9 protein-coding genes are annotated in these 12,675 nt (G+C 46.6%); all 9 read right to left on the bottom strand.

The features are described from left to right. Nucleotides 1-182 precede the first annotated feature (182 nt). Complete coding sequence (locus BARVI_RS06280) at nt 183-1,142, bottom strand: toprim domain-containing protein (RefSeq protein WP_005795604.1); 960 nt, start codon at nt 1,140-1,142, stop codon at nt 183-185. Nucleotides 1,143-1,358: 216 nt separating this feature from the next. Continuing rightward, complete coding sequence (locus BARVI_RS06275) at nt 1,359-2,435, bottom strand: AAA family ATPase (RefSeq protein ID WP_009319341.1); 1,077 nt, start codon at nt 2,433-2,435, stop codon at nt 1,359-1,361. Nucleotides 2,436-2,449: 14 nt separating this feature from the next. Next, the gene (locus tag BARVI_RS06270; RefSeq protein ID WP_007842330.1) at nt 2,450-2,758 is read right to left on the bottom strand and encodes a DUF3853 family protein; all 309 of its coding nucleotides are present in this window, start codon (nt 2,756-2,758) and stop codon (nt 2,450-2,452) included. 223 nt (nt 2,759-2,981) lie between these two features. Next, nucleotides 2,982-4,001 carry a hypothetical protein gene (locus BARVI_RS06265; protein WP_005795598.1) on the bottom strand — a complete coding sequence of 340 codons (1,020 nt, stop codon included), beginning with the start codon at nt 3,999-4,001 and terminating at the stop codon, nt 2,982-2,984. 10 nt (nt 4,002-4,011) lie between these two features. Then, on the bottom strand, nt 4,012-5,304 hold the full coding sequence (locus BARVI_RS06260; RefSeq protein WP_005795596.1) for a PDDEXK nuclease domain-containing protein: 1,293 nt from the start codon (nt 5,302-5,304) through the stop codon (nt 4,012-4,014). A gap of 66 nt (nt 5,305-5,370) precedes the next feature. Continuing rightward, a complete protein-coding gene (locus BARVI_RS06255) occupies nt 5,371-6,651 on the bottom strand; it encodes a site-specific integrase (RefSeq protein ID WP_005795594.1) in 1,281 nt (426 codons plus the stop codon). Between the two features lie 432 nt (nt 6,652-7,083). Continuing rightward, on the bottom strand, nt 7,084-9,153 hold the full coding sequence (locus BARVI_RS06250; RefSeq protein ID WP_198015953.1) for a hypothetical protein: 2,070 nt from the start codon (nt 9,151-9,153) through the stop codon (nt 7,084-7,086). A gap of 300 nt (nt 9,154-9,453) precedes the next feature. Continuing rightward, the gene (locus BARVI_RS06245; RefSeq protein ID WP_157232556.1) at nt 9,454-10,356 is read right to left on the bottom strand and encodes a hypothetical protein; all 903 of its coding nucleotides are present in this window, start codon (nt 10,354-10,356) and stop codon (nt 9,454-9,456) included. A 50-nt stretch (nt 10,357-10,406) separates the two neighbouring features. Beyond that, nucleotides 10,407-12,665 (bottom strand): hypothetical protein, encoded by a 2,259-nt coding sequence (locus BARVI_RS06240; protein WP_157232555.1) that lies wholly within the window; start codon nt 12,663-12,665, stop codon nt 10,407-10,409. Nucleotides 12,666-12,675 lie beyond the last annotated feature (10 nt).

Below are 12,675 nucleotides of genomic sequence, written 5' to 3'. Positions count from 1 at the left end.
ACTTTGCTCGCTTTCGCAGAGGGGTTCTTAGGGGTAACCCATAAGCGGAGATTGCAAAGAGAGGGTCACTCTTTGCTCGGGGTTCTCAGGGGTGAAACGCCCTGAGTGGGTCATTAGGGCAAAGCCCTAATCCCCTCGGGAGAGCCCACAACTACGAAAGCGAAGCGTGTAGTTATAGTGGGCTATAACCGGAAGCCTTTCGGTTTCTTGGATAGTGTATCATTCCTCTTTTTGACAGATTGCGCTTGCTCTTTCCTATCGGCTATTCGTTTCTGTAAATATTCGTTCAGATCTTTACATCCACTGTAGATTTGCGAGGCGTCACGTATATACCGGGTAGCATCATACTCCTTTCTGATTTGCTGTATTGCTTCCATTCCTGCACGGTCATTGTCAAAGAAACAGTGGATGCGCTCATAGCTTCCCAACGGATAGAGTGCCTTGGGAACATTGGCTACGGAATTAAGAACTATGTAATCCTGTCTGTCGAAGTCGGGTGATTGCGGACAGCTTTCCAGTCTTAAGGTCAGAAAGGAAAGGTAATCCATAAATCCCTCAAAAACGTAACATGCACTCCTTGGCTTTCCTGACTGTCTGATATGGGATATTTCTTTTGGTGCGATACATCCCTTGAAATATCGGTTGCGGATTTCATATCCACCCGATATGTTCGGAAAAGCAATGGCGAAATAACGTTTGCCGTTGTGGGTGAAACGGGCTTCCTTACATTCTCTTTTCGCCAGTGCCGTGTTTATCCCTCTTTCCTGTAGATAGGCAAGCAGGGCAGGAGAAGTCAGCTGTACAATGTCCAACTCCTGAAAACTCGGTTCGGAAAATGACTGCTTGCCAAAAGAGAAAGATACGGGACGGATGTGCGGAGTCTGTTCCTCGATTTTCTGTAGAAGATAAGGTACATAGTCGGAATAGTAGAGTTCCTGTGCCAGTGCAATGATATTTCCACCTTTACCAATTGCAAAATCATACCATTGGTTGCGTTCGGTATTTATTTTGAACGAGGGCTCTGTCTCTTCCCGTAACGGGGATTTATACCACAGGTTGATACCTTGCTGCTTGACGGGAGAATGTCCCAAACTGTACAGAAAATCCGCTATCCTGATTTGTTTTGCTGTTTGTATATCCATAATAAGATGAGTGTTTGAATAATGGTTGGAATATTTATTTCTCTTTTCGCCCGTACCTTTTTATGAAGTACGGTCTGTATAATCACTTCACTTTATTTTCGTATATATAGGATACGGTAATAAAGTGAAGCGGTTTTACATTCTCTGCAATCGCTTCGCTTTATCCTTAATATATAGACCTGCCGAATAAAGTGAAGTGATTACAGGTTAGACGGTCTAATAGTGAAAGTCTGGCTTGAACGTGTATTTCCTGCCGTTCTCCTGTACTATCATCCGTTTGTTCCGGAGCATGGTGATAAGTGATACCGCCTTTTGATGGTTCAGTTTTACACCTACTGACATATAAGACTTGATTAAGGCGGTTTCCAGATCCTTGTAGCCGTATTCCTCTTTCAGTCCGAAAGCCGCTTCTAGTGCTATGCGGTGCTGTTGTTCGGTAATATGCCTGTAAGGGTCGAACTTTTCCTCTTCCGGTCTTCCGGGTTTCTTCGCTTCGGGTCTGTACCCCTCTATGAGTTCAGGCAATGCATTGTCGTTGATACGGAAAGCGAAAGGCTCGAAATCCATTGCACGTATGTGCATGGCCGAAACATTGCTTATATCCCCGTTGCTCTTGTCCTTTTCCACGAGAAGAACGGTTTCCGCCTTGTTGTTCAGCTCCGTACCGATATGCCCTCTTGCGTTTTCATCGCCTTTGTTCTGGTGGAGTATCGTATGGATGTGTATTTGCCTGTCATCCGTCCACTGCATCAACTTGGATATGATGCGTGTCGATTCTCCCGGACTGTTGATGTCATATACCATATCACGGATGCCGTCTATGATTACAAGCCCTATGTCCGGTGTATTATAGATAGCCTGTTCGACAATCCTGATGCGCTGTTCGGGCGTGTATTTCCTCAAAGCGAGAAACTCCAGATGTTCATTGTCCCTGTCATCAGGAAGACCGGCCAGCCGTAAAATACGTTTCATGACTTTCAGGCAGTGATAATGGCTTTGTTCCGTGTCCACATAAAGGACTTTCCTTTTGTTCTCCGGAAGTTCTGCCACATACCGTAGTACCGTACCGTTTTTCAATGAGGCGGCTACAATAGCCGACACATTGAAAGTCTTTTTACTTTTGGCTTTGCCTATGGATGCACTGAAATTGCCCAGTGTGCCAATGACCGAACCTTGCACTTTTAAAATCTCAGGTGCTTTCTCATAGATTTTCGATAGGCTCAGACGTGAGGCTTGCCAAAGGATTATCGCCTGTTCTGCAGATATTTCCTTTATTTCTCTCATATAGTCCATAAGCATACCTCCCATTATTTCCGTCCTCCTGTTTTCTTTCCGGCAAGTTCAAGAGCCAGTTCTGCATCAACTATAATCTTGCGCCCTATCTGGGTAATCGCCTTGTCTATCTTACCGCTTTTCTTTATGCGGTTGGCAGTGGGCAGACTGCACCCGAACAGTTTGGCTATACCGAGTATTCCGTACACATACTTCTTTTCCGTGTCTGTAACGGGTTGCGGCAATGCTTCGGCCTGACCTGAAGCGTGCTTACTCAGGAATATGAATTCTTCGCCTGTCATTTGCCAGACGGGTTTTGATAATAATTCTTGGATATTTGTCATCGTCCAATCTATTTAGTCGTTAAACAATCAGCCCTGCGCACTGGCTGTTATTTCTGTTCTCGAACGATGCAAAATTAGGTAGGGTTATGAGTGGTAAGGATGGGGACGGTACAAACTGAATATCATTGTATCTTATTGAATATCAGAAAACAAAAATACCACTCAAAAATTATTTTGAGTGGTAAAAGTGGAACTTTCGTAAAGTATCAGGATATATCACGGATTATCTGAATATATGTTCCATTTCCTTGGCGAAATTTTGGTTGCTGTCACTGGGGAAATCTGAAACAGGCTCCTTGTACTTGGATTTGTAGTAGCTGTCGTCAATATCCAGCAGTTTCAGTATTCTGTCTTTCCATTTGTCCCTGTCCTGTTTGGAGAGTTTCTCGCTCATCAGGAATATCAGATAGCATACACGTATTTTCTCTCTCGGTTTTATTTTCAGCTTACAGTTGCAGGGGTGAAGATTCATATTGGCATAGAAATCTGGTGCGGAAATTTCTTCGAACTGTTCTCCTTTGCACACCTCATGAATGAGCGAAAGTAATTTCATGCTGAAATATTCCTGTTGTTCTTCTGTCGTTTCCTGCTGACTGATTGGCTCGCTTGATTTATTCTCTTGCTTTCCGTCAGGAATGTATTTCTTCAATATATCCAGAAAAAGGCAGCTTTGACGGTATATGTCCGCACAACAGTTCTTCATATATTGGAATGCCTCTGTTCTTGTAGCCTTTTGCTGGTCATAGAGTTTGTTCAGTTTGGCTTTTTCCCTGTCATATTCAGCCTTGCAGCGTTCATATTCTTTCTCTGCCTGTTTTTCCTCTTCGGCTGTATGCTCCCTGTAACCAATGGAATCATACCTGTTGTTGGCTTCATTCAGCGGCTTGCTCAGACTTCTTGTAACATCCAGCTGGGCTTCAATTTCCTGAGAATACCTTTCCATGTGCTGATAGCAAGCACGTTCTATGGCTCTGTCACTTAACGGGCGTATCTCATAAGCCTGTATGCTCTTTTCTATTTCAGTTTTCAGACTGTTGAGTATCAAGGTGTATTGCTCTTTTTGCTTGTCAAGCACCAGTTCAAGGATAGCGGCTTCAAAGGATTTCATGTCATTATACTCCTGATAGAAATCCGATATGAATTTCTGCCTGTCAAAAGAAAAAGCGTAATTATCTATATAGTCTCTGTATATTCTGTTAAGTTCTCCATATTGGGGAATCATCGTCTGTATCTTTCCTGCCATATACTTTATATTATGGGTTCTTGTCCTTGTCAAGGAATAAGGTCAGTTCTTCTTCCACTTCTTCTATACTCGGTAGGGCAGATTTCAGATTTTCGGGTACTGCCTTGCTCAATTGATAGTCGCTGATACCTATCGGCTGGTCATATCCAGCCAAGGCATATTGTGCCACGACCTCATCCTTACCCCTGCACAGCAAAAGACCGATGGTCTTGTTATCATTTTCTCCCCTCAGTTTATCATCTACAACATTGATATAGAAATTTAACTGCCCTGCATATTCCGGTTTGAATGGCGTTGCTTTCAATTCCACGACGACATAGGCGTGGAGCTTGATATTATATAGAATCAGGTCGGCGAAAAAGTCACTGTCCCCAATCTGGAAATGTTTTTGTCTGGCAACAAAAGCAAAGCCGTTACCCATTTCCAGCAAGTAATGGGTTACATGCTTTACCAACTGTTCTTCTATATCCCTTTCGTCAGCCTTTTCCTTTGCTCCTGCCAAGTCAAAGATATACGGGTCTTTTAACAGATAATTGGCAAGATCGCTTTGAGGTGCCGGAAGTGTGGCAGTGAAGTTGTTTACCTTGTTACTCTTGATTTGTCTGTCATACAGATTACTTTCAATCTGCATTTTCAGCACATTACTGCTCCAACCCATTTCTACAGATTGTTTCATATACCAATACCTTACACCTAATGGTAGCGGATTATTGAGTATGACCATATGGCTTGCCCAATTTATTCTTGCAATCGGTGACGCCAAGAATAAATCTTCTATATCCTCTATTTTTATTTTATAGATGGTTGCTACTGTTTTTTCTACATTCTGAAATTGCGCAGGAACCTCCTGCGTAATTTCTAAAGATTGATTATCAGCTGATTGTATTTGCGCAGTAAGCTCCTGCGTAAATTGCCCGCTGTTGAGTTTAAGGACTTCATTAGTAATGTTTTGAATATTAGGGACTGACAGTATTGAATCTGTTTCAATAAAACTACGAAGTACATTTAACGGATATAAACGGGCAAACTGGCACATATAAGTAAGATTACGCTCCGAATATCCCTTCTTTTCAGGATAATTGAATCTGATTGCCTGTGCCAACTTCTTGATAATTTTACCACCCCAGCCATGCAGGTTTTGGTGGTACAGTATATAATTGCCCATTTTCCAGTAATGGAACAACATCTGGGCATTGGCTGCGGTAATGAGCCGGACTTGTGCCTGTTCTATTTCCGAACCGACAGCATGGACAAAGGCATCAAAATGACCTTTCTTTATATTATGTTCGTTGTTATTTTCCATATTACTAACTATTACTTAACAAAGATAACTCTAATAATGGATAATCTGTGAAACAGACTGATACTTTTATAGTTGGTTAAACTTGTTCATTGCATTAGCCTTAATATCATCGGCTATGTCAATGTAGGGCTTCATGGCTTTATAATCACTGTGTCCTGTCCATTTCATTACAACCTGTGCCGGAATACCTAGAGCCAGCGCATTACAGATGAATGTTCTTCTTCCTGCATGAGTACTGAGCAATGCGTATTTCGGGGTAACTTCATCTATGCGCTCATTCCCTTTATAGTAGGTTTCACGTATAGGTTCGTTAATTTCTGCCAGTTCTCCCAGTTCTTTCAGATAATCATTCATTTTCTGATTGCTGATAACAGGCAATACCATGTGGTTTTCAAAATGGATGTCCTTGTATTTTTCAAGTATGGCTTTACTGTACTTGTTCAGTTCAATACTCAGACTATCTGCCGTTTTAACGGTGGTGACTTCTATATGGTCGGACTTGACATCACTTCTCTTTAGGTTGCGAACATCTGAATAACGCAGACTGGTAAAGCAACAGAACAGGAAAACATCCCGGACACGTTCCAGATACTGTTTGTCTTTGGGTATCTGATAGTCTTTAAGTCTGTTCAGTTCTTCCCATGTCAGGAAGATTACCTTCTTGGGGGTGGTTTTCAATTTCGGTTTGAACGTATCGTATGCTATATTCTGGTGATAGTCTTTCTTGAAGCTCCACCGCAGGAACCATTTGAGGAATCCCATTTGTTTACCGATGGTACTGTTCCTCATATCCTTTTTGTCGCGCAGGAAATTGACATATTCGTTCAGTCCGAATTCATTGAAATATTCAAAGGTTAAATCTTCCTTGAACTCCTTGAGGTGATTTTTAACGGCTGCAAACTTTTCGTATGTGGATTCAGTCCAGTTATTCTGGTTGCCGCATTCTTTTACAAATTCATCGAATACCTCCCAAAAACTTATCTTTACGTCTTCCTGGTCTTCACTTGTATCTTTCATCCGCAGGTTGAATGCGTCCTTTAGCTGTTGGGTAGTGGGCATGGCTTCCTGTACCTCAAATTCCTTGAACACGTTTTGAATTTCGGTATAGTATTTCAGCAGATCGGCATTGATTTCAGATGCACTTTGCTTTAGTTTGTTGGTACACCCGTTCTTCACTCGCTGCTTGTCAGCATCCCACTTGGCTACATCAATGCGGTAACCCGTTGTAAACTCAATGCGCTGACTTGCGTATATGACACGCATACGGATAGGCACGTTCTCCACGATTGGCACACCGTTCTTCTTCCGGCTTTCCAATGCAAAAATGATGTTTCGTTTGATATTCATAATTGGGTGTGTTTGAAATTCTACACCCAAATATACACCCAATATTTGGAATAGCAAAAGATATTCAGAAAGATTTAGATTTACTATGTACTCCAAATAGTGCTTGATTATTAATGATTTGCAATTTTATGATATTTCTTGAATATGTAGGTTCGAGAGCCTCTCTCTCCGCCATAAAGGTGTAAATCAAGCGTTTGCGAGATTTGCACCTTTTTTATATCCAAGAATAGAATGTCTGAGGGGGCGGGATAGTTTCAGGTTGGTGAAATAGGAAACAGTTATCAAAAAGCCATGAATACCATAAAGTCCTACATCGGGGAGTAACTGCTTCATTGTAGCCCGTATAGGATTCTCTGTTGTATATAGAAGAAGGGATAAACGATCTTGGTTATTTCGTTTATCCCTTCGGGTATATATGCTGATAGCATAATGTCAGTAGATATATTCGACGTCCGACTTCTTGAACCGCAGGATTCGGGTATCATGGCTGCTGGCTCCGTTTTTGGTCATGTAGAGGTTGCCCATGCCTCCGTTCATATACCACCCCTCGCCGGTGGGTGAGTAGACACCGAAGAGGATATTGTTGTAGTGGCCGGAGTGCAGGATACCGGTGTCGTTCCATTGTGCCGCCGGTCCGTACCAGACGAGCGGTTCGTGTTCGGGGAAGTCGGGGCTCGACAGGGCAATGTAGATGAGATTCGAAATGGTCATGGCTCCCACCTGTATTCCATTCTTGCGCAGCTGCTGACGCTTTACGGTGGAATGCCCGTTCCACGGATTCCTGAGGATATGTGTACCGTTGTACATCATCCAGATGTAGTCGGTGGCATCGAACAACCGGTTGAACTCTTCCATCGAGGGGAGTTCGTACCCGTCGGGCGAGAGGGTCGTGGGAGGCAGTTTGTTGATGTGTACCTTTTCGTCCCGGGTGAATCTTTCGAGAACGATGACACTGTCTTTCTCGATTACCTGCATGCCTTGTCCGCTATTGCCTTGGTAGGCCCACCCCCAAAGTTTGTAGTATTCGTCCGGCGTACAGTCGGTGAGATACTGGAATAGGGTCTTGTTGGCTTGTGCTGCCGGGTCGGCCGAGGAGAGTATCTGGTCGTCGAAAGATTTTGAATTCTTGATGGCATTGTACTTGCACCACCAGACTCCATGCAGAAAGGTTACCGGCAGGCCATAGTTGCGGCGAATCACGGTGTACTCTTCCCGGTCGGAGTGGTCGGCTTTATTTCGGATTACGAGTGTGGCCGACTGTCTCCGCCCGTTGGCCGTGGGGTCGTTGGGGCGCCAGCCTCCCAATACCCGCCAGGTATTGCTTCCGCTTTCGTTGTCGATTCTTATCCAAGGGTCTTCCTCCTCGGCAAATTCGACGAGCATCTCTTTCTCGGCGGGGAGTGTAAAGACTCCGAATTCGTTATCGATGTAGCGGTTGAAATCGTGGGTGTAGGTATCTATCCCGAAATTCAGGATACCTTCGCTGGTCGTCGGGTTTCCCGTCATGCTTACTTGTATATGGTCTTCGGGATAGGAGTTGTTCAATCCTTTCCGATGGAAATAGACTTTGAGGTCGACGGTTCTCATATTGGGGGAGTAGAGTTTCTTACGGATTCGGAACAGGTTGATTCTGGCCAGCGAAGTTGCCGTCTTGTTTTTCAACTCTGTGGGAGAGACCGGCTCTATGCTTAGTGAGGGGTCGGCTACGGGGAAGACTTCCAGTTCGCTGTCGCTCTTGATGGCCACGATGAAGTCGGTGGCCAGGTGAGGCAATATGAGTCGGGTCCCCTCTTGGACAATGGTTGCATAAGGGGGCAGCTGGGTCAGAGTCGAGTCGATGGTCAGTCGGTCGTCTATGCCCGGTTTCAAGGTGGTATCGCCACCGTCTTTCCACTCTTCGACGGTCAACTGTACGTCGGCATCGATTACATCTTTGCGCAGGGTTATGGAGTAGACCGTGTTGCGCGATATCTTCTTCGGTAAATCTGTTTCGAGCGAGTATTCCTTCCCGTCGATCGAGGCATTCAAGGCTACTTTCAAACCGGGATTCTGCTGTTCATACAGGTACAGGATTCCCGATTCGCTCCCGGTGTAGGGTTGCTCGGGAGCGAGGACAATATCGGTCGCCGGACTGTTCTCGGGAGAGACCACCTCGGATTGTGGAAAGAGATAGGCCTCCGTCAACACCTGTTTGAAGGTGATGTTTTTTACCTCGGCACTTCCGGCCACGGCAATTCTTAAATCGAATCGGGCCGCCACCCGTTTCAGGGATACCGGGATTATGTGGTCCGATGCCGTGTAGTCCGACAGTGAGATCACTCCCGTATATACACTCTCGGCAGTTCCGGAGGCCGCGTGTATGAGTGTCTCTTGCCATTGCGATTCCGACAGACCGGGTGCGGGCGACTGAAAGTCGGGGAGCAGCGAGACGTTGGCCACGATGTAAAGATTTCCCGACAGGGCCTCGAACTGAAATTCATATTTGCGCTCGGTGCGTTTCACGCCGTTATACGCCTTGACAAATACCCCTTCGTCAAACAGGTAGGCCTGGATATCGTCTATTCGGTTGTCATTCGCATCGTCTACTTGATTCTCTGAAAAAAGAGGGGATATCTCCGCACAAATGATCCTGTCTGTACTTCCGAGATGACTCTCCGCTGCAAATTGGTCGTCGCATGATAGGCAGATCAGGAAAGCCGGTATAAAAAGCAAAATTGAAACTATTTTTCTCATGATTTCTATTTCTTTTTTTGTGTAACAAGATAAATGCGGGAGATATCCCATCTTATATTCTGCTCCCGTTTAGTTGAGCGAGAGTAGGGCTTGGGGCACAAGTTCGGTGTCGGTACCCTCTTCCCATTCGTCGAAAGTGATATCGACCGTTACATCGATTACATCTTTGCGCACGGTAATCGTGTAGATCGTATTGCGCTTGATGTCCCCTTGGAATGTTTTGGTCAGGGTACGGGGTTTGCCGTCGATGACTACATCTACACTGATTTCAAGATTACCCTGAGCCTGCTCATAGGCATAGAACACGGCCGAGGTATTGGTGGTGAGGGGGGAGTCAAAGGTGACGGTCATATCGTTGACCGGGGTCTCTTTCGTGGAAGATTTGCTCATGGCCGGGAAAAGAGTACCCGATTGAGCCGCATTCTTCAAGGTAATGCTGTTTACCGAGGTTACCCCCGCGGTTTTCAGATTGAGGTCGAAACGGGCAACGCCTCTTTTCAGGCTCACGGGTAACACTGTCTGCGAGTTGCTCATGTCGTCGAGGCTCAGACTCCCCGAATAGAAATGTACCGGTGCGTTGTCCTTCATCGTCATACACTTTTTCAGCCACTCTTCCTCGGTAATTTCCTGGCTTTTCAGTTCAGCCAGATCGATTTGTTCCCGGGTGTTGGTCAATACGTATAACGTCCCGGCATGTTTCTCTATCTGTATGTCAAAGCTGCTGGCCGAAGGGATAAGGTCGGTGTAGATTCGGGAAATTTTTCCGTCCTCGAATATACAAGCCTGTATGTCGTTTATGGTGGTTTCACCTTCCAAGGTCTGCCCGACGCCTTCGTACCGGGTGATGGAGGTTCTTACCGTACGGTTACCCTCACCGTCGGGTAACGTCGGTGTCGTAGAATCATCGTTGGTACATGAAGCGAATACACCTAAGGAGATAAATGCTGCGAAAAAAAGATCTGTTCTCATCATTGTGCTTTGGTTAAAATTCAACATTTGGTTTAATGGTTTATTAATCAATATCAGTCATAAGTATATTCTACGGGAGTCTTGATACAGCGTATCACCCGTGTTTTGGTCGAATTGTTGGCGGTATATTTGATCCAGTTTTCATTGGGCTTTTGCTGGCTGGCATACCCTTCCATGACCCACGTCTGGCTGCTGCTGCCATAGGTAGCCAGGAGCAGGTTCATGCGGGCGATGTTGCCTGGGATAGTATTCCATTGGTGCCCCAGACCGTTCAGTACATAGTGGGCTCCGTCGATTTCGAAATCGTAAAACGATATGACTCCGTAGTTATGACCCAGAAAATTGACATCTCTCTCCACAATCGTAATCCGTATGGTTTGCCCTTTACTGTTTTGGTAGCTTCTTGACCCCACGCCGCCCAGGTTGAAATTCCCGTTTTTGGAGAAGGTCAGGTAGTTGTCATAATCGGGAATCTGGTATCCACGGGGAGCCATCTCGGTCGGAGGCAAGACCCCGAAGTTTTGGGCACTTGCCGCCATGCCTTCGTGATAAAATACACTCCCGTCGTGGCAGAGGGGGAGCCCCTGTCGGTTCCCACCCTGGTATTGGTCACCCAGCAGTGCCAGGAGTTCATCTTCGGGAGCAGCGGTCAGATAGGAGAGCAGCTCCTCGTGAGGGGCCGGATCGTCGGGAATCGTCACCTGATCTTCAAAAGACTTGACATTTCCCCGCAAATTGTATTTGCACCACCAGGTCTCACCTATTTTCACCACGGGCAATCCCCAGTTGATTCGGCGGATTGTATAAGCCTCCCGGTGTGTTCCGTCTTCGTCCGAGATGACCAGTCGTCCCTCTTGCGTTCTTCCGTCGGCTTTGGGGTCGTTGGGTTTCCAGCCTCCGACAATTCGATAGCTTCTGCCCGATACCCGGGAGCGGGAAGCCGGGTCGGATTCTGTCTCCGACGCTTGCAGCCAGGCCGATTCATCGGCGTCGAATTCCACACGGAGCATCTTGCCGGCCGGTAAATGGATTATACCCAGTTCGCCTTCGATATAGTCGTTGAAATCGCAAGTCGCATCGTCGTCGAAATGAATCGCCCCGTCGACCTGTATTGGATTGGCCTCGATAACCAGCACGATTCGCCCCAAGTTGGTGTTATCGCTATCTTGAATATCCAGGTGGATTCTTTCGGTTTTCCAGCCGGGCATACGCGAACGGCTGCGGACAGCGACGTCGGCTATCTTTTCCAACGACGATCGGCTCACCTTGAAATCCCGGGTTATCTCTACCCCCGAGACCGAGCCGTCGACAGTTACCGTGGCATCGGCTTCGGCCAACAGAGCCAGTCTGAAATCGCTCCCGTGATAGGGTACAAAGACAGTATCGCGTGTCTCATTCACCCTGACTCCGTCGGAAAGGACCGAGTTTTCCACATCGACCAGGCCTTTGAGCGAGGGGGTCGATTCGGTCGATGCTCCTGTGCCCCAACCCTCCGATTCGATGACGAGTTGTGCGTCAGCCCCTTTCCCCTCTATTTTCAGGGTGTATATCTCGTTCCTCCGGATTACGGAGGGCAGTTTGGCTTTCAGCAGGTGACGGCCTCCCCCGAACTGGATAGTCGCTTCGACCAGGAGCGACGGGTGAGTCTGCTCGGTCAGATACAGCAGTGTTTCGCTCCTGTTTTCGAGAGGTGTGTCGGCATACTCTTTTGTAAAACGGAATGTCGATGCCGATGCCGGCGTTTCAACGGTCTCTCGCGCCAAGGCATAACCTTTGTCGGTCAAGTTGTGAATGACCACCTGTTGCACCTGTACCCCTTTTTCGAGCGATTCAATATCGATCCGGGCTATCGCTCGGGTCATCGGGATAACCGCCGAGGTCGATTCCCCCAGGGAGGTCATGCCGGTCATCAGTACGCCGTCACCCGTCATCTCGTCCACACTCCCTTCGAGGGCGAGAAAATCGTCCAGGGTCGAGTGGCCGGGGTCGAGTGTTTCGAGCCCCCTCAATAGCTGCGTATTGGCCAATATGTGCAGTGTGCCCGTGAACGAGGAAGGTGCAAACGTGTATAGTTGGGTTCCCACTCTCTTTGACGGTGTAATCACCTCTTCCAATATACCGTCGACAAACCGGTAGCCGGTTACCTGGTTGACGACCGATTCCTCGTCGCTTCCCGACTTGTCGGTTGCCAGTCTGACGGTTATCGCGTTCGGATTTCCCGACTCCGGGAGATGGTGCTCCTCATTGCAGCCCGTCATTACCCCGAGCAGGAGCATCGATAGGGTCAGGCAGGTCAATATGTTTGTATTCATTTCCTATATC

The organism is Barnesiella viscericola DSM 18177 (assembly GCF_000512915.1).
Taxonomy (GTDB): domain Bacteria; phylum Bacteroidota; class Bacteroidia; order Bacteroidales; family Barnesiellaceae; genus Barnesiella; species Barnesiella viscericola.
This window is presented reverse-complemented; position numbering and strand designations above follow the sequence as displayed.